The organism is Azospirillum sp. RU38E, from assembly GCF_900188385.1.
Taxonomy (GTDB): Bacteria; Pseudomonadota; Alphaproteobacteria; order Azospirillales; family Azospirillaceae; genus Niveispirillum.
The window spans coordinates 17296-35878 of the sequence record NZ_FZOI01000007.1; the positions used below are offsets into that span (position 1 = coordinate 17296).

Here is an 18583-nt window from a genome sequence, read left to right on the forward strand (position 1 = left end):
TGTGACAAAGGGGGGAAGGGGCTGGCAAAGCGCCACCCCTCCCTTGTCACGAAGTTAACCCCAATTTAATTCGAATGCGACCTATTCAGACCATGCAAAGGGTCATATCGCCCGGTTGCGTCATTCGGTATCACCGGGCTGCCAGACCCAGCGCCGCCGCGCCTCTGCCAGGGTGCCGGTGGCGATGGCGGCGCGGATGTCGCGCATCAGCCGGTTCATGGTGTGGACATTGTGCATGGTCAGCAATTGCAGGCCCAGCATCTCCTCCGCCTTCAACAGGTGGTGGATATAGCCACGGCTGGCCGTGCGGCAGGCAAAGCAGCTACAGGCGGCATCGATGGGCTGGTCATCATCCTTGAAGCGGGCATTGCGCATGTTCAGCCGCTCCCCCTTCACGCCCGGGGCCAGGGCCCAGCCATGGCGGGCGATGCGGGTGGGGCTGACGCAATCGAACGTATCGATGCCCCAGGCAACCCCTTCGAAAATATCGACAATGCCGCCAATGCCCAGCAGATGCACCGGCCGGTCGGGATGCACATGGCTCATCGCCATGCCCACCACCTCATGCATCTGTTCGCGCGTCGCCCCCAGGCAGCCGCCCACGGCGGTGGCGAAGAAATCGCGGCTGGCGGTATATTCAGCACTCTCCTTGCGCAGGTCGGGATAGACCCCGCCCTGGACAATGCCATACATGGCCTGGGGCATGCCGTTGGCGGAAATGCCGCCAAATTCGCGGAAGGCCGCCAGCGAACGGTCGCCCCAGCGGTGCGACATCTGCATCGATCGGGCGGTGTAGCGCCGATCCACGTGGAACGGTGTGCATTCGTCCAACTGCACCACGAAATCCGGCCCCAGCTTGCGCTGGATATCGATGGATTTTTCCGGTGTCAGGAACAGCTTTTCACCATTGGTGTAGCTGCGGAAGGTGGCCCCTTCCTCGGTGATTTTCAGCAGGGTCTTTTCGCGCGTGGTGCTGCGGCGGCCTTTCACCTCATCGGCGACACTGCCATGGCCCATGGCGAAAATCTGATAGCCGCCGCTGTCGGTCAGCATCGGGCCATCCCAATTCATCATCTTGTGCAGGCCGCCCAGCTTGGCCACCAGATCGGCGCCCGGCTGGATCATCAGATGATAGGTATTGGCCAGGATGATATCCGTCTTCTCTTCCCGCATCTGCTGCGTGGTCATGCCCTTGATGGCCGCCTTGGTGCCGCAGAAGATGAAATTCGGCGTCTGGATGGCGCCATGCGGGGTGGACAGCGTGCCAATGCGCGCCTTGGAACCCGCCGGGTCGCGGTGGGTGATATCGAAAGAGAAGCCGGGATAGGTGGAAGACATCGGGGAACCCTGAACCGTCACACAATGGATCGCTGTTGCTGCCCCTGGGTATGGGGGAGAGCGCGCCGCTTGTACAGGGGGTGCGGGCGAATGGCTGGCTTCAGTGGGGGCGGTGGCGGGGATCACGCCGCGTATGGGCACAGGCCAGTATGTAGATGTTCTGCCCGTCAATCTCAAAGAACAAGGCGTAGGGGTAACGCCGTATCAAGGCGCGATGGATGTCACCTTGAACGGTAGGGAAGATATACGGGGTTTCAGCGATCCGGGCGAAGGCCAGTGTCAATGCCTCGTAGAAACGATCGCCCAGCCCGATCGACTGGCTGTCGTACCAGTCACGGGCTTCTTTCATATCGGTCAGTGCCTCTGACCGGATGAAAATTGCATACATCAGCGATTACGGCGATGCAGTTCATCCATGGCTTGAGCCAGGGGAATAGACTGTCCCTTTCCCGCTCTCAGATCGCGGCTGCGCTGGGTAAGCTCCACCTTCCAGGCGGCAGACAAGGGCACATTCTCCGGCTCCAGGCTGTCACACAATTCGCCGATCAACTGAAGCCGTTGTTCCGGGGACAAGTGACTGAAATCGATCACGGCCATGGCGCACCTTTCTCCCACGCACGGACACTGGTGGAGGTGGGTAGAAGCTCATCGGGTAACAAGCAGTGTAGTTGAAGCAGGCACCACCAGCCACCCCCAAACGAAAACGGGCGCCCCGACCGGGACGCCCGTTTCATAAGCCTCACTCACACCAATCCGGTAATCAAGCCAGCGTGCGCACGTCGGTCAGTTTGCCGGTCAGGGCCGCGGCGGCGGCCATGGAGGGGCTGACCAGATGGGTGCGGCCACCGGGGCCCTGGCGGCTTTCGAAATTGCGGTTGGACGTGCTGGCGCAACGTTCACCCGGCTTCAGCTTGTCGTCATTCATGGCCAGGCACATGGAACAGCCGGGTTCACGCCAGTCGAAACCGGCGGCCACGAACACCTTGTCCAGCCCTTCCTTTTCCGCCTGTTCCTTCACCAGACCAGAGCCCGGCACCACCATGGCATAGACGCCATCGGCCACCTTCATACCCTTGGACAGGCCAACCTGGGCCACCTCAGCGGCGGCGCGCAGGTCTTCGATGCGGCTGTTGGTGCAGGAACCGATGAATACCTTCTGCACCGGCACTTCGGTCAGCGGCGTGCCGGCGGTCAGGCCCATATAGGCCAGGGCGCGTTCCACGGCCTTCTGCTTGTGCGGGTCTTTGAAGTCAGCCGGGTTCGGCACCGAGGCGGTGATGGCCGACACGTCTTCCGGGCTGGTGCCCCAGGTCACCTGCGGCACGATGTCGGCGGCGTTCAGTTCCACCACCTTGTCGTACACCGCGCCCTCATCGCTGGGCAGGGTCTTCCAGTACGCCACGGCGCGGTCGAAATCGGCACCCTGCGGCGCGCGGGGGCGACCGCGCAGATACTCAAACGTCTTCTCATCCGGGGCGATCAGGCCGGCGCGGGCGCCCGCCTCGATAGCCATGTTACAGACGGTCATGCGGCCTTCCATCGACAGGTCGCGGAACGCCTGACCGGCATATTCGATCACATAGCCGGTGCCGCCAGCGGTACCCAGCTTGCCGATGATGGCCAGCGTCAGATCCTTGGCGCTGACACCCAGCGGCAGGGCACCATCCACCTTCACCAGCATGTTCTTGGACTTCTTGATCAGCAGCGTCTGGGTGGCCAGCACATGCTCCACATCCGACGTGCCGATACCAAAGGCCAGCGCGCCGAAGGCGCCATGGGTGGCGGTGTGGCTGTCACCGCAAACGATGGTCATGCCCGGCTGGGTCACGCCCTGTTCGGGGCCGACCACATGCACGATGCCCTGGCGGATATCGGCCATATCGAAATATTCGACGCCGAATTCCTTGGTGTTGATGCCCAACTGCTCCAGCTGGATACGGCTCTGTTCGTTCTTCACGCCGGCCAGGCGGTCCTTGCTGGTCGGCACATTATGGTCGGCCACGGCCAGGGTCTTACCCGGCTGGCGCACCTTGCGACCGGACAGGCGCAGACCTTCGAAGGCCTGCGGGCTGGTCACTTCATGCACCAGATGCAGGTCGATATACAGCACGCTGGTCCCGTCTTCCTGACGATGGACGGTGTGGCTTTCGAAGATCTTGTCATAAAGCGTGCGGGCCATATCACTCACCTGGGGGATCTCGGGGGAAGATCGAACCGGAAAGGCAATGCCGCCATTCCAGTCACTTTGTTACGTTGGGCCGGAGCATAGCGACAGGACGCGACCCAAACAAGCACCCCGCACGGCCAGACAGGCCCGATTGTCTGCAACACAGATTCATGGGTGCTGCATAAGGGGTAGTGGCGCTACCCGGTTAAGGCGGGGGTGGGAACCAGCCGGCGCACCAATCACCGTCCCAGGGCTCACAATCCTCCGTTACCGGCCTATAGCGATGGGGCAGGGGATCGTGCTGGCGCAGGTCGACCACTTCATGGGCATAAATGCGATCCACGCAGACTTGCCAGGAGCGGCTGTCGCAATAGCGCAGGTCAGGATCAAAGACCCGCTTCCAGCTTTCCTGGCAGAGACGGATTTTATCTGCCGGTGCGTGCTGTGCTGCGTCGAAAGCATCATCCTCTGCTTCAGTCTCGGCGATGTAGCCAAGGTTCAGCACGATATGCCAACTATCGAAATTGCTGAGCAATACCCGCTGCACCGGCACGGTTGCGGTTATCCGCACCAGTTTTTCTGTATTCCTCTTGATTTTATAGCGGTCCCACCGCCGCAGCCATGCCCAGATGGGCAGATCGCCAGAGAAGTCTGGCAACCGCTCGGCCATCTGGTTGCGCATCCAGCGGTATGGGCCTGTCATAAAGCCATGGGGATGGTTGCCATTGATGAAGCCCTGCGTCTTCAGCCGTTCCAGGACTGCCTCATCCTGATAGCTGTAGACGCGGACGAAGGGGACGCGCTTGGCGATAATGGCCTTCACGCGGTTGATGTTTACCGGACGTACCATCACCCCCTCGCCATCTTCCCTTCCGGGCTGGGCGGGTCCAGATCGTCGTACAGTGCCTGCGCCTCCGGGGCCGGGCCGCGCCGGGCGGCAAGGGCCTTGATCTTGATCACCCGCACGTAAGGCCCCAGCGGGAAGGTCAGCACATCGCCCACCTTCACCATATGGCTGGCCTTGGCCACCGGTGCCCCGCCCAGGCGCACAGAACCGGATGATGCCAGCTTGGCGGCCTGACTGCGGGTTTTCAGGAAACGGGCGTACCACAGCCATTTATCCAGCCGCAGCCGCCCCTTGGCCATATCGGCGGCATCGCCGGGATCGGCCAGGGTGATATCGTCCCCCCCGCTCATGCCAGCAGGGCCCGCACCAGATAGGGCAGGCTGTCATCCATGCGGTAATCGACCGAGGAATGGTCGTCGGGAAATTCCTCATACCGGTGGGCGATGCCCAACTGATCCAGCCGGCGGTGCAGGCGGCGGGCCCCATAGACCAGATTATACTGGTCGCGGTCGCCGCAATCGATATAGAGCGCCTTCAGCCCGCGCAGGGCGTCGCCATGGCGTTCCACCATCTGTACCGGGTCCCAGGCCAGCCAGTTGGCCCAGCGTTCCGGGATCAGTTCGCACGTATCATCCGTCACCGGCAGGCGGATGCCCAGATATTGGCTGGGGTCGGGGTCATAGGTTGCCGCCATGCACAGGATCATCAGCACATGGGTATCCTTGCCGTCGGTCTTGCGGGCCGTCTCAAACGCATTCATGAAGCGTTCGATGCTGCCGCCATGCCGTGACAGGGCGCGCAGCACGCCGGGCATATCCGGCAGATAGCAGAGTTCAAACCCGACATCGCCGGAATGGCTGGCCGCCGCCGCCCAGATATCCGGCCGCAGCAGCGCATGGGCCAGCGCGCCGTAACCGCCGCTGCTTTTGCCGAAAATGCCGCGCCGGCCGGTGCCGCCGCAGCCGAACCGTTCCTCCACAAAGGGCACGGCCTCATCACACAGGAAATCCATCCAGGGGCCAAGGGCACTGGAATTGATATATTGGTTGCCGCCTAGCCTGGTGAAACAGTCGGGGAAGGCCACCACCACCGGGGGCAGGGCGCCGCTGTCGATCAGCCGGTCCAGCCGTTCGGGCAGATTCTCCCCGAAATTTTTCCAGTTGGTATGGGCGGGGCCGCCCGCCGTATAGCCGACAATATCGAACAGCAGCGGCAGATCGTGCCCATCATGGCCCGCCGGCACATAGACATGCACCTCCCGCTCTGTCGGGTCGCCCTGGCGGTTGCCGCGCAGCACACGGCTGTCCAGCATCAGCCGGTGCAGGGTTCCACGCGGGGCGGCGGGGGATTTGCGCATGATGGGGCCTTGGTCCTGTCTGGCGGGTGAAAGGGCGTTGGCCCAATTCTGCGCCGGACGGGTGGCCGATTACAAGCCTTCCACCGGGGGTGGCGGGTTGGTCGCGGGCGGAAAAGCCAGCTGGCCGATGCGGGCGCGATATTGTTCCAGCGCCCAGGGCACCGACGGAAAGGCCAGATCGTGCCAGGGGATATCAGCCCAATCGAACATCGCCACCTCCAGGCTTTCCGGCCCGGCGGCAATGGCGGGGTCGGCCAGGGTGGCGCGATAGATCAGCTGCACCTGGGAAATGCGCGGGATGTTGTAGACGGCCAGCAACGCATCAATGGCGATGCGGGCGCCCGCTTCCTCAAACGCTTCCCGTGCTGCCCCCTGCTCGGTCGTCTCCCCCAGCTCCATATAGCCGGCGGGCAGGGTCCAATAGCCCCGGCGCGGTTCAATGGCGCGGCGGCACAGCAGGATGCGCCCGGCAGCATCCGTTACCACGGCGCCGACGACGATCTTTGGGTTTTCATAGGCGATATAGTTGCATTCCGGACAGACCAGCCGTTCCCGGTCTTCACCGGGCGGGATGGTGCGGATGCGGGGGCCTTTGGTGGGGGCGGGGCTGTCGTCGCTCATGCCCCTACCATGACGCCAACAAGGCGGCACTGCAAGGTGCCGCCTTGTATAGTCAGGGGAAGCCGGGATGGTTTAGTTCTTGGCGTCCTGCGCCGTGTTTTCAATCGCCTTGCCGCCGGATTTGATATCCTTGCCGGCCCCTTCCACCGTGTTGCAGGCGGTCAGCGCGGACATGGCCAGCAGCAGGGCGCCGGCAGCCAGAACGGCCTTCTTGGAACGGTGAGCCATGATCTTTTCCTGTCATCGTTGTGGCCGGCCCGCTGGCCGGCTGGACGTGACTAGGAACGGGGCGCCGGTGGCGGCGGTTCCAATGCCTCTGACGCGCTACCCCCTTCGCGCAGAAAGGGCCAGCGGGCGCGATAGCTGGCGGTCTTCAGCGCATATTGCACCGGGTCGGGCGTGCGCGGGTTGGGGCGCAGGATGCCGGCGGCCAGATCATCCAGCCCATAGGGCGCATAAAACCCGCCATCGGGTGACAGGCCGACGCAGGTGCATTCCACCAGAAACCCGTCAATCCCCGCCCGCCCGCTGGGGATGGGGGCGATGGAGCGGCCGAACCGCTGTGGATACCAAAGATGCACACGCGCCTGATTGCGCAGTTCCACCATCACCCCCAGATCGGCGAACAGCGTGACGGCCCGGCGGATGGCCTGATCTTCTGCCTCCCAACTTGTGTCCGGATCGACATAAAAGATGTCGTAATCCTTCACGCCCCAATCCGCGGGCAGGCCCGCCCGCTGGTTCCACACCGCCTGATAAAGGCAGCCCGCCACCAACCAGACATCCGCCAACCCCAGCGCCGGCAGCCGTTGCAGCAGGACGGCGTTGATGGGGTTGGACAGTGCCAGCTGGCGGAAAGCATCGGGGCTCATCGGGCGGCTTTGCCTCAGCCGGGCAGCGTTTCGTCGATCAGGGTGAATGTTGCCCCCGGTTCGCCCGTTACCTCCACCGCGCATTGGCCCAGCTTGGCCGGAAGGGTCCAGGTATTGCCAGTTGTGGCGGGTATGGTGACGGTTCTGCGCGTGCAGCGCAGAATCACCTGATCCAGCCGCCCCTTGGCATCGGCCAGGGAAATGGTGCGATGAACGGGCACGTATTCCCAGGATGGTATCGCAGGGTCACAGATCATGGGGCGGCATTCCGCCGGCACCCGGCCTGCAATGGCCAACGGCTGGCCAGAGGCGCCAAGCTGGCGCAATTTTTCCAGCTCTGCCAGTAATGTGGCATTCTCCGGTAGAGGTTTTGCCTTCGCGAGTCTGCTGCTTGTGACCTCTGCACTGGCAAGCAAACCCATTTTCAACTCCAGGTCCAACCGTCGGGACAAGACCTTGGCTGCATTCGGATCGCTTTCAATCGGCTCGTCTAGAACTGGAACCATCTGGAGATACCGCAATGCAATGTCGTCCCTGCCCTTGCTTTTCATCAAGGTTGCATGCAGAAGAGCGATATCTATCAGATCGACGAATCGATTGGCATCCTGCTCAACAGCTTCTAGACTGGAATTAGCCTCTTCAATTTTTCCTTCTTTTACTAACTGACGAATTGCCTCCAGCTTCCCATTTACTTCTTTATTTTTTTGTAAGTCTGGTTGCAAAAATACATAATTAAAATAAATGTTTTCTATAAAAATCTTTTTTCCATTTTCATCGACGGGAGGAATGAAGGCGCATTTTGAAAAATTTTTTAACGCAGTTTCTACAAAAACTTTATTTCCTGCATTTGCTATGACTTTAAAATCAGTTAATTTTCCATCCTCTTGTAATTTTGTCCGAAAACTAACCCAGCCTTCACCGGTCTTTCCACGCTCCTTTTGTGGAAATTGGGAGTCTTTACAGACCTTTTTGCCGAGATCTATATGTTCATGGCTTGCAGTCGGGGCTATTTGGGCATCGGCTGCCACAGGTGAAAATAGGAGTATTGCCAATATCGCCTTGAAAAGAAAGGGCGTACGCATTGCAGTTCCTTGGTTCCGACAATTAGCATTTGCCATTTCTGGACATGCTCAAAGGGTTTCGTCGATCAGGGTGAATGTCGCCCCCGGTTCGCCCGTCACCTCCACCGCGCATTGGCCCAGCTTGGCCGGGATCGTCCAGGTCTGGCCGGTCGCGGCAGGAATGGTGACGGTTTTGCGCGTGCAGCGCAGAATCACCTGATCCAGCCTGCCCTTGGCATCGGCCAGGGAAACGGTGCGATGAACCGGGACATATTCCCAGGATGGTTTTGCGGGGTCGCAGATCATGGGGCGGCATTCCGCCGGCACCCGGCCCGCAACGGCCAACGGCTGGCCAGAGGCGCCAAGCTGGCGCAGCTTTTCCAGGTTGCTCCATAGGGCGGCATCTTCGGGTTGGGGCTTGGCCTGTTTCAGTTTTCGGCCCGTCACCTCTGCGCTGGCCAGCAATCCCAATTTCAGTTCCAGGCCCAGCCTTATGCGTAACACCTTGGCTATATTCGCATCATCTGAGGATTGCGGTTCCCCGGCGGGAATCTCCTGGAGATAGAGCAGGGCGATATCGTTCAGTCCGCGCTTGCTCATCAGGATGGAGCGGAGCAGGATAATATCGTTCAACTCCGTCAAACGATTGACGGCCTTCTCGGCCTCATCAAGGCTGGTGGCGGCTTCGTCAAGCCTTCCCTGCGACAACAATTGCTGGATGGTCTGCGTCTTTTCTTTCACGCCTTCGCCGGCGCGATTGGGGGATTGAGCATAACTGATACGCATGTAGATGTTGGTTAAGGCAACGGGCTGGCCGTTTTCCTGCCATGGCTGGCTGAATCGGCATTTGGCGAAGTTACGCAAAGTACCCGCTATGAAACTGTCACGACCGGCATTGCTGATATTTTCAAGGTCTGTCAGGCTGCCATCCGGTTGCACAGTGAGGCGCAGATTGACCCAGCCCTCTCCGCCTGTCTTCTCTTCTTCCTTCGGAAAAAGCCCCGCTTTGCAGTTCAGTTTGCCCAGATCAATCCGGTCGTGATTGCGGGTTGGCGCTGTCTGTGCCTGTACGGTTGGGGATGACAGCAGGAACAGCACCAATAATGCATTGAACAGAAGGGGCGTGCGCATTACGGATCCTTGGCTGCGATAATTGTTGGTTGCCCCGATTGCCCAGGTTCAAAGCGTCTCATCAATCAGCGTGAATTTCGTCCCCGGCTTTCCCAACACATGCACTTCGCATTGTCCCCAGCTTTTGGGGATGGTCCAGGTAATGCCGGCTTCGGCCTTGGCCGTCATTGTCTTCTTGTTACAACGGAGAAAAACCGTATCCAGTTGCCCCTGAATATCGGCCAGGGAAACTGTGCGATTATAGGGTGCATAGGACCATTCCGGCTTATCGGGTTCGCAGAAGGCGGGATGGCAATTGACCGGTATCTGCCCGCTGACGCTAAATGGGCTCCCGGATGTCACCAGCTTTTTCAGGTTAGCCAGTCCCGCCAGCAGCTTCTCATCCCCATCACGGGGTGATTTTTCTGCCATCTCATCTGCCGTGCGCTGGGCATCGACATAATGGCCTTCCTGCAGTTCCAGGGACAGGCGCATCCGCAATAGCTGGCTGAACTCCCTTTTTTCAATAAAACGTTTATTCTCGCTGATCCCGTCAAGATAGGACAAGGCCAGACTGCTGTTGCCGCGGGCCACCGCCACGGCTGCCCGCATGATCATCAAATGGCTGAATTCATACAGGTTACGGCTATTCTTCTCCACCCTCAGCAGGGCGGCCTCGGCGGCATCGACCTGACCGTCTTTCAACAGTCTCTGCGCCTCTTTCAGCCGGACGTAAACAGTTTCCGTACTGCCTTTGCTCGGTGGCTCCAGGCGGAAATAATAGCGGGTGCGCAGGTTGCGTGCCTCTTGCCCTGCCGGGGCAATCAGTTCCGGGTGTTCATAGCGGCACGTGCTCATCGCCTTCTGGGCAGTTTCGGCGAAGTAGGGTTCGCCGAAGGCGGAAATGACCTCGACATCGGTAAAACTGCCATCGGCCTTCATGGTGAAACGGAGATCAACCCAGCCTTCGCGGGAATCGTCGACCAAGGCCGTGGGATAATTGCCTTTGCGGTCGCAGATGATCCGCTTTTGCGGCTTTTCCTCTTCTTCCTCTTCCGCCGCGCGGGCGGGATGGATCGCCATAAGACTGGCGAGGAACAGCAGGGGCAGGGCCAGATAATACCGCATGGAGGGGAATCCCAATGGAGAAATTAAACAGTTAAACACCCATACTGGCTTCTCCATTGGGAAATGCAATCCCTTATCCGGGATGGAAAATCAGGCCTCCTGTCCGGCCTCCACCAGATCAACCAACTGCTCCAACGCCGTGGCCCAGCCGTTGTAGAACCCCATCTCCTCATGCTGCTGTCGGCTTTGCGGGCTGGTGTGCATGGCGCGTATGCTGTAACGGGTGCGGCTGCCCCAATCCTCCAGCGTCAGTACAGCGACAAAGCCGAAGGGCGGGGTCGGCACAGGGCGGAAGCCGGCGGTCATCAACTCTGTCCAGACCAGCTTTTCCTGATCGCATACCTCCAGGAAACAGCCATTGACCGCCGCCTCCTCTCCGTCCGGCCCCTGCATCAGGGTGTAAAGCTCCCCACCGGCCTGCGGGTCCAGCCGGCAATCCGTCACCCGCCAGGGGCGGGGGCACCACCATTGCCGCAACAGGGCCGGATCGGTCCAGGCGCGCCAGACCAGGGCGCGCGGGGCCTTGACGATCCGGCTCAGCCCCATATCGGTGGCGGCGTCGCTGATCCGCTGGTCCAGTCGCGCCAGTGTTTGGTGGCCGCCGGCCTCCGCCCCGAATTTCTTCACCTCCGCCAGCCGTGCCTTGCTCTCGCAGATGATGCGCAGGGTGACGCGGGTCTTGTCCGGCGCTTCCTCTGTCAGTTCGATTCGGCCCTGGTGATGCAGCACATCTGGGTCGGCACCGTAATGGTCCCAGGCCAGGAATGAAGGTTCCTGCACCACCTCATAGCGGACATGGTTGATATAATCGGTGCCGTCCGGCCCATGCATGGTGAAGCGCCAGTCGCCGCCGGGCCGCACATCCATTTCCGTGGTGGTGGTGCTGAACCCGTCCGGCCCCCAGAAGAAAGAAACATGGCGCCGGTCGGTCAGCACCCGCCAGACCAGGGCACGCGGTGCCGACAGCACGCGCGCCACCTCCAGCGTCCGTTCTGCTTCGCTTTCAGGGGTGTCACTGGGGGCCATGGTCGCTCTCCTGCAAGGTTTGAAGATAGGCATCCAGACGATCCAGCCGCGCCTCCCACTCCGCCCGCAGCCGGTCGATCCAGCCCTGGGCGCTGGCCAGGGCCTGGGGTTCCAGCCGGCAGGTGCGCACGCGGCCAGCCTTCTCCGTGCGGATCAGGCCGCTGCTTTCCAGCACGCGCAGATGCTGCAGAACGGTGGGCATGGCCATGTCCAGCGGCTTGGCCAGTTCGCCCACCGTTGCCGGGCCCTGCACCAGTCGTTCCACCACCGCCCGGCGCGACGGATCGGCCAGGGCGTGGAACATGCGGTCCAGGGCGGTTGGGTTCGTCTGTTGGTTAGTCATTTGCCTAAGTATCATGCAGATACGGGAGTGGCAATAAACAGTTAGTCATATACCTAAGTTTTTGCGCATGAAAAACCCCGGTGCTGTTTGACACCGGGGTTGCTGCAATCCGCCTGAACGCGGGTGCTGCTTATACCAATCCGCCGAGGGTTTGACCCTTGGCGGATTGGAGGCCGGCGACTGCCGGCCCGCGCCACGTGGCGCGTAAGCCAAGCTGCCGGATGGCAGCGCCCGGCGTCTGAGGGAACAAAAAATCTCCCTGGATCGGTCACGATCAAGGGAGATTGGTATTATTCCAGCCCCTCGAACAGGGCGGTGGAGAGGTAGCGTTCGGCGAAGCTGGGCAGCACGACGACGATCAGCTTACCCTTCATCTCCGCACGCGCCCCCACCTCGAACGCCGCCGCCAGGGCGGCACCGGACGAGATGCCGACGGTGATGCCCTCGGTGCGGGCGGCGTCGCGCGCCAGCTCAAACGCGCGGACGTTGGAGATCCGCAGTACCTCGTCGATCAGGTTTTTGTCCAGGATGTCGGGCACGAAGCCGGCACCGATCCCCTGGATCTTGTGCGGGCCGGGCAGGCCGCCGGATAGGACCGGGCTGTCCTCCGGCTCCACCGCCACCACCTGGAAGCCGGGCTTGCGGGCCTTCAGCACCTCGGCCACGCCGGTCAGCGTGCCGCCGGTGCCCACGCCAGCCACCAGAACGTCGGCCTTGCCGGCCGTGTCGTTCCAGATTTCCTCGGCCGTGGTGGCGCGGTGGATGGCCGGGTTGGCCGGGTTCTTGAACTGTTGCAGGATATAGGCACCGGGCGTGCTGGCCACCAGTTCCTCGGCCTTGGCGATGGCGCCCTTCATGCCCTGCGGGGCGGGGGTCAGCACCAGTTCGGCACCCAGCAGCTTCAGCATCTTGCGCCGCTCGATCGACATGCTTTCCGGCATGGTCAGGATCAGGCGATAGCCCTTGGCCGCGGCCACGAAGGCCAGCGCGATGCCGGTATTGCCAGAGGTGGGTTCCACCAGCACGGTGCGGTCGGGCGAAATCTTGCCCTCGGCCTCCGCCGCCTCGATCATGGCCTTGCCGATACGGTCCTTCACGCTGGACAGCGGGTTGAAGAACTCGCACTTGGCGACGACATCGGCCACCACGCCATGCTTGGCGCTTAGGCGGTTCAGGCGCACCAGCGGCGTGGCGCCGACGGTGTCCAGGATGCTGTCATAGATGCGGCCGCGGAATTCGCCACTGGTGGACATTTTACATCTCCCGTGTGGTATTTATGTGAAATACCGGTTCGATTCTGTATATAATCGCTTCAGATGCTGAAATCCAGCTTGGAAGCGGCCTCAGACGGAATGTTGGCCTGGTGTGCCCGCACACACAGATCCTCGATGCTGGTCTGTTCCAGCCGCGCCATCACTTCGTCCTGCAATTCACCCCAGAGCGGGCGGACGACCAGCCGGCCCAGATCGGCGCCGACTTCCTCTTCAATCGGGTCGGTGCCCTGTTCCAGGGCGCGGACGACGCGGACGATTTCCGCCACGCTGATGCGGCGGCGTTCCTTGGCCAGCCGGTAGCCGCCCTTGGGGCCGCGCACCCCCGCCAGCACGCCGGCGCGCACCAGCGCCTGCAACACCTGCTCCAGATAGCGCTTGGGGATGCCCTGGCGCTGGGTGATCTCCGCCGATTGCACGGGTGCCGACCCGGCATTGTAGGCAATGTCCAGCACCGTCTCGATGGCGAACATCAGCTTCTTGGAAATGCGCAGCATCCGCCTTTGTCCTTATCCCTTGGTACCGGTTGAGCCAAAGCCGCCGGCCCCGCGTGCGGTTTCATCCAGATTGTCCACCTCGTTCCAGGCGGCGCGGGCATAGCGGGCGATCACCATCTGGGCGATGCGCATCCCGCGTTCCACGGTGAAGCTCTGGTTGGACAGGTTGGCCAGGATCACCCCCACCTCGCCCCGGTAATCGGCATCGATGGTGCCGGGGCTGTTCAGCAGGGTGATGCCATTCTTCAGCGCCAGACCGGAGCGGGGGCGCACCTGGGCCTCAAAACCTTCCGGCAGGGCGATGGCGATGCCGGTGGGGATCAGCTTGCGTTCGCCCGGCCCCAGCACCACCGGTTCGGCCACGGCGGCCAGCAGATCCATGCCGGCGGAATGTTCGGTGGCATAGGCGGGCAGGGCCAGATCAGCGCCATGGGGCAGGCGGCGGACGGCGATGGAGATGCTGGACATATTATTTCTTTCCGTTTTCGAAATGATCAGCGATGCGGGCGGCCAACCGGGCCGCCACTTCGGTCTTGGGCAGGTCGGGCCAATCCTCCGCCGGCTGTTCCCGGCGGATCAGATGGACGCTGTTGCGGTCGCCGCCAAAGGTGCCGGTACCGGGGGAGACATCATTGGCGACAATCCAGTCACAGCCCTTGCGGGCCAGCTTGGCCTGGGCATAGGAAAGTACGTTATTCGTTTCGGCTGCGAAACCAACCACCAATGCCGGGCGCTGTGGCCCGGCGGCGGACAGGGTGGCCAGGATGTCCGGGTTTTCCGCCAGAATCAGGGCGGGCGGCGCCCCGCCTTCCTGCTTCTTCAGCTTCTTCTCCCCCGCCCCGGCGATATGCCAGTCGGCCACGGCGGCGGCGGCGACGAAGATATCGGCGGGCAGGGCGGCCTGACAGGCATCCAGCATCTGCCGTGCCGTTTCCACCGCCACCACATTTACACCCGCCGGGTCAGGCAGGCGCACCGGCCCGCTGACCAGGGTGACGCGGGCGCCCAGGGCCGCCAGGGCGGCGGCCAGGGCATGGCCCTGCTTGCCGCTGGACCGGTTGGCAATGTAGCGCACGGGGTCAATCGGCTCATGCGTCGGGCCGCTGGTGACGATGGCATGGCGACCGGCCAGCGGCTTCGGCCCCTGCTGGTCGCGGAACCATTGGGCCAGATGCGCCACGATGGAAAGCGGCTCGCTCATCCGGCCGGGACCGAACTCCCCGCAGGCCATGGCCCCTTCATCCGGGCCGATGATGCCGACGCCGCGCGCCGCCAGCAGGGCCAGATTGGCCTGGGTGGCGGCATGTTCATACATGCGCACATTCATCGCAGGGGCCACCAGCACCGGCTTGTCGGTGGCCAGCAGCACGGTGGTGGCCAGATCATCGGCCAGCCCATGCGCCATGCGGGCCAGAATATTGGCGGTGGCCGGGGCCACCAGAATAATGTCGGCCGCGCGGGAGAGCTGGATATGCCCCATCTCCGATTCGTCGGTCAGCGACCAGAGGTCGCGGTAAACCTTATCCTCTGACACAGCTTGCAATGTCAGCGGGGTGACGAACTGCGCGCCGCCATCGGTCAGCACCACGCGCACCGCCGCCCCCCGCTCCCGCAGCCGGCGCACCAGATCGGGCGTCTTGAAGGCGGCGATGCCGCCCGCCACGATCAGCAGGATACGCTTGCCGGCAAGGGCCGCACGTTCCGCCTGGATGGGGTTCTGTTCCGTCACAAAAACCTGCCCGCCGGAAAGGGAGGGGAAGGTGGTCATCCGCCGCCCCTGTGAATGATGCGGCTCTTTGGGTGTAAAAGAACGTCGCATCAACTGTGAAATTTAGATATTCGCATTCGGCCCCGGATGCAAGCCACCCCATTCCCCATATCGGCGTGATATTATGCGGTGGGCGCATGGCAAGGGGGCGTTGCCCCCGTCAATGACCGTTTCTGCCGGGAATTACGTCCACGCGCGACAGATTGTCCGGCAGCGCCCGCTTCCCAACCCGCCCTGTGACATGTATATCGATCATCCGCGACCGGGGGGTACTCCGGCCGCTCCGTTCGCTTTGCCTGTGGCTTACAACCCGCATCCCCGCGCCCTCCCCCGAGGGCGGTTCCGGTGGAGACGGGGCAACAGGTGGGGATGGGGTGGCCGCTGGACAATACCCGGTACCGTTCCGGTTCCCGGAACGGGACACCAGTTTTCAGTTTTCAGGACGCAAAGCGCCCGGCGGGGCGCGCATCCATATCGCCGAGGAGACGAGAGGTATGGCGGACACCATGCAAGCGGGCGACGGCCAGACCCGCCGTGATTTCATTTATCTGGCTGCCGCCGCCATGGGTGGCGTTGGTGCCGCTTCTGCCTTGTGGCCCTTCATCCACAGCCTGAACCCGGCCGCCGATACGCTGGCGCTGGCCTCGATCGAGGTCGATCTGGCCCCCATCGCTGCCGGTCAGGCCATCAAGGCCATGTGGCGCGGTAAGCCGGTTTTCATCCGTAACCGCACCCCGGAAGAGATCGAATCGGCCCGCAAGGTGCCGATGAGCGAGCTGATCGACCCGCAGACCGACCAGGACCGCGTGAAGGCGGGCAAGGAAAACTGGCTGGTTCTGGTGGGTGTCTGCACCCATCTGGGCTGCATTCCGCTCGGCACCTCCTCGGGCGAGCCGCGCGGTGATTATGGCGGGTGGTTCTGCCCCTGCCACGGCTCGCACTATGATACGGCAGGCCGTATCCGCAAGGGCCCCGCGCCGCTGAACCTGCACGTGCCGGAATACGCTTTCATCAGCGATACCCGCGTCAAGATCGGCTAAGAACAGATCCAGCCAGGTAGAGGGAGTGCCAGATGGCCCACGCCCCGAAGTCCAATTTCAGTAACCCGGTGGTGAACTGGATCGACCAGCGCCTGCCGATTATTACCATGATGAACAAGGAGTACGGGTCGTTCCCGACTCCGCGTAATTTCAATTCCCTGTGGAATTTCGGCGCCATCGCCATGGTGGTGCTGGCAACCATGATCGTGTCGGGTGTGGTGCTGGCGATGCACTATACCAACAACACCGCGCTGGCTTTTGACAGCGTGGAACGCATCATGCGCGATGTGAACTGGGGCTGGATGATCCGTTACATCCACGCCAACGGCGCCTCGATGTTCTTCATCGCCGTCTATATCCATATTTTCCGCGGCGTTTATTACGGCTCCTACAAGGCCCCGCGTGAACTGATCTGGATCTTCGGCGTCATCATCCTGCTGCTGATGATGGGCACCGCCTTCATGGGCTATGTGCTGCCCTGGGGCCAGATGTCCTTCTGGGGCGCCACGGTGATCACCAACCTGTTCTCGGCCATTCCGGTGGTGGGTGAGCATATCGTGACCCTGCTGTGGGGTGGCTTCTCGGTCGATAACCCGACCCTGAACCGCTTCTTCGCGCTGCACTTCCTGCTGCCGTTTGTGCTGATCGCCGTCGTGTTCCTGCACGTCGCCGCCTTGCACATTACCGGTTCCAACAACCCGCTGGGTGTGGAGCCGAAGGGCCCGCAGGATACGCTGCCGTTCCACCCCTATTACACCACGAAGGATCTGTTCGGCGTTGTGCTGTTCCTGATCTTCTTCGCGGCTTTCGTCTTCTTTGCGCCCAACTATCTGGGCCACCCGGACAATTACATTCCGGCCGATCCGCTGGTGACCCCGGCCCATATCGTGCCTGAATGGTATTTCCTGCCCTTCTACGCGATCCTGCGTTCCATCACCTTCTCCATCACCCTGCCCTTTACGGATGTGGTGCTGATCCCGGCCAAGCTGGGTGGTGTGATCGGCATGTTCGGTTCCATCGCCATCCTGTTCGTCCTGCCCTGGCTGGATACCTCCCCGGTTCGGTCGTCGCGCTTCCGCCCGATCTTCAAGTGGTGGGTGCTGCTGTGGCTGGTGCCGGCCTTCCTGGTGCTGGGCTATGTCGGCGGCAAGCCGGCTGAACAGCCCTATGTGCTGCTGGGCCAGATCGCCACCGTGATGTATTTCGTGTTCTTCCTGGCCCTGCCGATCATCGGCCGGATCGAGAAGCCGCTGCCGCTGCCGGCCTCCATCGCCAAGCCCGTTCTGGGCGGCGGTTCGGTCGCCACCGGCGCTACCGCCCAAGTGATGGAGAAGGCCTGATGCGTCGTCTTCGTAATCTGATCGCCGCAGGCGTCCTCTCTGTTGCCGGTCTCACCGCTGGTGCACAGGCCGCTGGTGACGCGGTTGTTCCGCCGGCCCAGGAATGGGCCCATGGTGGCGTCAACAGCTTTCTGTCCTTCTTCAAGGGCTATGACTATGCCGCCGTGCAGCGCGGCTTCCAGGTCTATAAGGAAGTCTGCGCCGCCTGCCATTCCATGCACCTTCTGCATTACCGTAACCTGACGGATGTTGGGTTTACGGAAGAAGAGGTGAAGGCGATCGCAGCCTCGGTGGAAGTGACCGACGGCCCGAACGACCAGGGTGAGATGTTCACCCGGCCGGGCGTGCCCGCTGACAAGTTCAAGAGCCCGTTTCCGAACGTGCAGGCCGCCGCTGCCGCCAATGGCGGCAAGGCCCCGCCCGACCTGTCGCTGATGGTCAAGGCCCGGTCGCATTTCGAGGATTATGTCTACGCCATCCTGACCGGCTATGAAGAGGCTCCGGCCGATTCCCATCTGCCGCCGGGGGCGAATTACAACAAGTACTTCCCCGGCCATGCCATCGCCATGCCCATGCCGCTGTTCGAAAACGGCGTGACCTATGCCGATGGCACCAAGGCCACCGTGCCGCAGATGGCGCATGACGTGGTGACCTTCCTGGCCTGGGCGGCTGAGCCCAAGCTGGAAGAACGCCGCCGCGTCGGCATCATGGCCATCACCTTCCTGGTGGTGTTTGCCGGCATCATGTATGCCGCCAAGCGCCGCGTCTGGGCGGATGTGCACTGATCCCGTCAGAGA

The 18583-nt window shown here is 62.0% G+C and carries 22 protein-coding genes; 3 read left to right on the forward strand and 19 right to left on the reverse strand.

Translation table 11 applies throughout. From position 1 onward, the window contains the following. Window positions 1–120: 120 nt before the first annotated feature. The 19 genes from tgt to coaBC all read right to left on the reverse strand — a co-directional run bounded on the left by tgt (window position 121) and on the right by coaBC (window position 15406). The gene (tgt, locus tag CHB97_RS13450) at window positions 121–1338 is read right to left on the reverse strand and encodes a tRNA guanosine(34) transglycosylase Tgt (protein ID WP_089288502.1); all 1218 of its coding nucleotides are present in this window, start codon (window positions 1336–1338) and stop codon (window positions 121–123) included. A 100-nt stretch (window positions 1339–1438) separates the two neighbouring features. Continuing rightward, window positions 1439–1726 (reverse strand): type II toxin-antitoxin system RelE/ParE family toxin, encoded by a 288-nt coding sequence (locus tag CHB97_RS13455; RefSeq protein WP_089288503.1) that lies wholly within the window; start codon window positions 1724–1726, stop codon window positions 1439–1441. After that, window positions 1726–1935: an addiction module protein gene (locus CHB97_RS13460; RefSeq protein WP_089288504.1), complete on the reverse strand. Its 210-nt coding sequence runs from the start codon at window positions 1933–1935 to the stop codon at window positions 1726–1728. The genes CHB97_RS13455 and CHB97_RS13460 overlap by 1 nt, the downstream gene beginning before the upstream one ends. 163 nt (window positions 1936–2098) lie before the next feature. Continuing rightward, entirely contained in the window at window positions 2099–3517 is a 1419-nt protein-coding gene (leuC, locus tag CHB97_RS13465; RefSeq protein ID WP_089288505.1) for a 3-isopropylmalate dehydratase large subunit, read from the reverse strand. Window positions 3518–3710: 193 nt separating this feature from the next. Further along, complete coding sequence (locus tag CHB97_RS13470) at window positions 3711–4328, reverse strand: DUF3841 domain-containing protein (protein WP_160105858.1); 618 nt, start codon at window positions 4326–4328, stop codon at window positions 3711–3713. A gap of 26 nt (window positions 4329–4354) precedes the next feature. Beyond that, window positions 4355–4702: an RNA-binding S4 domain-containing protein gene (locus CHB97_RS13475; RefSeq protein ID WP_089288507.1), complete on the reverse strand. Its 348-nt coding sequence runs from the start codon at window positions 4700–4702 to the stop codon at window positions 4355–4357. Next, a complete protein-coding gene (locus CHB97_RS13480; protein ID WP_089288508.1) occupies window positions 4699–5709 on the reverse strand; it encodes an alpha/beta hydrolase family protein in 1011 nt (336 codons plus the stop codon). The genes CHB97_RS13475 and CHB97_RS13480 overlap by 4 nt, the downstream gene beginning before the upstream one ends. Before the next feature lie 69 nt (window positions 5710–5778). Next, the gene (locus CHB97_RS13485) at window positions 5779–6330 is read right to left on the reverse strand and encodes an NUDIX hydrolase (RefSeq protein ID WP_089288509.1); all 552 of its coding nucleotides are present in this window, start codon (window positions 6328–6330) and stop codon (window positions 5779–5781) included. 72 nt (window positions 6331–6402) lie between these two features. After that, window positions 6403–6558 carry an entericidin A/B family lipoprotein gene (locus CHB97_RS13490; RefSeq protein ID WP_089288510.1) on the reverse strand — a complete coding sequence of 52 codons (156 nt, stop codon included), beginning with the start codon at window positions 6556–6558 and terminating at the stop codon, window positions 6403–6405. Window positions 6559–6608: 50 nt separating this feature from the next. Beyond that, complete coding sequence (locus tag CHB97_RS13495) at window positions 6609–7202, reverse strand: nucleotidyltransferase family protein (protein WP_089288511.1); 594 nt, start codon at window positions 7200–7202, stop codon at window positions 6609–6611. A 14-nt stretch (window positions 7203–7216) separates the two neighbouring features. Then, entirely contained in the window at window positions 7217–8284 is a 1068-nt protein-coding gene (locus CHB97_RS13500; protein ID WP_160105861.1) for an energy transducer TonB, read from the reverse strand. A 48-nt stretch (window positions 8285–8332) separates the two neighbouring features. Further along, window positions 8333–9394, reverse strand: coding sequence for an energy transducer TonB (locus CHB97_RS13505; RefSeq protein ID WP_089288513.1), 1062 nt, complete (start codon window positions 9392–9394; stop codon window positions 8333–8335). 48 nt (window positions 9395–9442) lie between these two features. Then, on the reverse strand, window positions 9443–10501 hold the full coding sequence (locus tag CHB97_RS13510) for an energy transducer TonB (RefSeq protein ID WP_160105863.1): 1059 nt from the start codon (window positions 10499–10501) through the stop codon (window positions 9443–9445). Between the two features lie 90 nt (window positions 10502–10591). After that, window positions 10592–11527, reverse strand: coding sequence for an SRPBCC domain-containing protein (locus CHB97_RS13515; protein WP_160105865.1), 936 nt, complete (start codon window positions 11525–11527; stop codon window positions 10592–10594). Further along, window positions 11514–11870 carry a helix-turn-helix transcriptional regulator gene (locus tag CHB97_RS13520; protein WP_089288516.1) on the reverse strand — a complete coding sequence of 119 codons (357 nt, stop codon included), beginning with the start codon at window positions 11868–11870 and terminating at the stop codon, window positions 11514–11516. Before CHB97_RS13520 ends, CHB97_RS13515 begins: the two co-directional genes overlap by 14 nt. A 290-nt stretch (window positions 11871–12160) precedes the next feature. After that, a complete protein-coding gene (gene cysK, locus CHB97_RS13525; RefSeq protein ID WP_089288517.1) occupies window positions 12161–13123 on the reverse strand; it encodes a cysteine synthase A in 963 nt (320 codons plus the stop codon). A 59-nt stretch (window positions 13124–13182) separates the two neighbouring features. Continuing rightward, on the reverse strand, window positions 13183–13638 hold the full coding sequence (locus CHB97_RS13530) for an Rrf2 family transcriptional regulator (protein ID WP_089288518.1): 456 nt from the start codon (window positions 13636–13638) through the stop codon (window positions 13183–13185). 12 nt (window positions 13639–13650) lie between these two features. After that, window positions 13651–14106 carry a dUTP diphosphatase gene (gene dut, locus CHB97_RS13535; protein ID WP_089288519.1) on the reverse strand — a complete coding sequence of 152 codons (456 nt, stop codon included), beginning with the start codon at window positions 14104–14106 and terminating at the stop codon, window positions 13651–13653. Between the two features lies 1 nt (window position 14107). Then, entirely contained in the window at window positions 14108–15406 is a 1299-nt protein-coding gene (coaBC, locus tag CHB97_RS13540; RefSeq protein ID WP_089288520.1) for a bifunctional phosphopantothenoylcysteine decarboxylase/phosphopantothenate--cysteine ligase CoaBC, read from the reverse strand. Window positions 15407–15900: 494 nt separating this feature from the next. On the opposite strand from coaBC, the gene petA reads away from it, so the two are divergent. From petA to CHB97_RS13555, 3 genes are read left to right on the forward strand one after another with little or no spacing between them, the layout of a single operon-like run. Then, the gene (gene petA / locus CHB97_RS13545; protein WP_089288521.1) at window positions 15901–16446 is read left to right on the forward strand and encodes a ubiquinol-cytochrome c reductase iron-sulfur subunit; all 546 of its coding nucleotides are present in this window, start codon (window positions 15901–15903) and stop codon (window positions 16444–16446) included. Between the two features lie 32 nt (window positions 16447–16478). Beyond that, entirely contained in the window at window positions 16479–17786 is a 1308-nt protein-coding gene (locus CHB97_RS13550; protein ID WP_089288522.1) for a cytochrome b/b6, read from the forward strand. Continuing rightward, entirely contained in the window at window positions 17786–18571 is a 786-nt protein-coding gene (locus tag CHB97_RS13555; RefSeq protein ID WP_089288523.1) for a cytochrome c1, read from the forward strand. Before CHB97_RS13550 ends, CHB97_RS13555 begins: the two co-directional genes overlap by 1 nt. Window positions 18572–18583 lie beyond the last annotated feature (12 nt).

What these genes read in the sequence shown, in the direction of transcription:
- CHB97_RS13495 (WP_089288511.1), bottom strand. Translation starts at nt 7,202, where the DNA reads ATGAGCCCCGATGCTTTCCGCCAGCTGGCACTGTCCAACCCCATCAAC.
- CHB97_RS13515 (WP_160105865.1), bottom strand. Translation starts at nt 11,527, where the DNA reads ATGGCCCCCAGTGACACCCCTGAAAGCGAAGCAGAACGGACGCTGGAG.
- leuC (WP_089288505.1), bottom strand. Translation starts at nt 3,517, where the DNA reads ATGGCCCGCACGCTTTATGACAAGATCTTCGAAAGCCACACCGTCCAT.
- CHB97_RS13455 (WP_089288503.1), bottom strand. Translation starts at nt 1,726, where the DNA reads ATGTATGCAATTTTCATCCGGTCAGAGGCACTGACCGATATGAAAGAA.
- CHB97_RS13475 (WP_089288507.1), bottom strand. Translation starts at nt 4,702, where the DNA reads ATGAGCGGGGGGGACGATATCACCCTGGCCGATCCCGGCGATGCCGCC.
- CHB97_RS13550 (WP_089288522.1), top strand. Translation starts at nt 16,479, where the DNA reads ATGGCCCACGCCCCGAAGTCCAATTTCAGTAACCCGGTGGTGAACTGG.
- coaBC (WP_089288520.1), bottom strand. Translation starts at nt 15,406, where the DNA reads ATGACCACCTTCCCCTCCCTTTCCGGCGGGCAGGTTTTTGTGACGGAA.
- CHB97_RS13520 (WP_089288516.1), bottom strand. Translation starts at nt 11,870, where the DNA reads ATGACTAACCAACAGACGAACCCAACCGCCCTGGACCGCATGTTCCAC.
- CHB97_RS13485 (WP_089288509.1), bottom strand. Translation starts at nt 6,330, where the DNA reads ATGAGCGACGACAGCCCCGCCCCCACCAAAGGCCCCCGCATCCGCACC.
- CHB97_RS13505 (WP_089288513.1), bottom strand. Translation starts at nt 9,394, where the DNA reads ATGCGCACGCCCCTTCTGTTCAATGCATTATTGGTGCTGTTCCTGCTG.
- CHB97_RS13510 (WP_160105863.1), bottom strand. Translation starts at nt 10,501, where the DNA reads ATGCGGTATTATCTGGCCCTGCCCCTGCTGTTCCTCGCCAGTCTTATG.
- CHB97_RS13480 (WP_089288508.1), bottom strand. Translation starts at nt 5,709, where the DNA reads ATGCGCAAATCCCCCGCCGCCCCGCGTGGAACCCTGCACCGGCTGATG.
- CHB97_RS13490 (WP_089288510.1), bottom strand. Translation starts at nt 6,558, where the DNA reads ATGGCTCACCGTTCCAAGAAGGCCGTTCTGGCTGCCGGCGCCCTGCTG.
- CHB97_RS13500 (WP_160105861.1), bottom strand. Translation starts at nt 8,284, where the DNA reads ATGCGTACGCCCTTTCTTTTCAAGGCGATATTGGCAATACTCCTATTT.
- CHB97_RS13555 (WP_089288523.1), top strand. Translation starts at nt 17,786, where the DNA reads ATGCGTCGTCTTCGTAATCTGATCGCCGCAGGCGTCCTCTCTGTTGCC.
- tgt (WP_089288502.1), bottom strand. Translation starts at nt 1,338, where the DNA reads ATGTCTTCCACCTATCCCGGCTTCTCTTTCGATATCACCCACCGCGAC.
- CHB97_RS13530 (WP_089288518.1), bottom strand. Translation starts at nt 13,638, where the DNA reads ATGCTGCGCATTTCCAAGAAGCTGATGTTCGCCATCGAGACGGTGCTG.
- cysK (WP_089288517.1), bottom strand. Translation starts at nt 13,123, where the DNA reads ATGTCCACCAGTGGCGAATTCCGCGGCCGCATCTATGACAGCATCCTG.
- petA (WP_089288521.1), top strand. Translation starts at nt 15,901, where the DNA reads ATGGCGGACACCATGCAAGCGGGCGACGGCCAGACCCGCCGTGATTTC.
- dut (WP_089288519.1), bottom strand. Translation starts at nt 14,106, where the DNA reads ATGTCCAGCATCTCCATCGCCGTCCGCCGCCTGCCCCATGGCGCTGAT.
- CHB97_RS13460 (WP_089288504.1), bottom strand. Translation starts at nt 1,935, where the DNA reads ATGGCCGTGATCGATTTCAGTCACTTGTCCCCGGAACAACGGCTTCAG.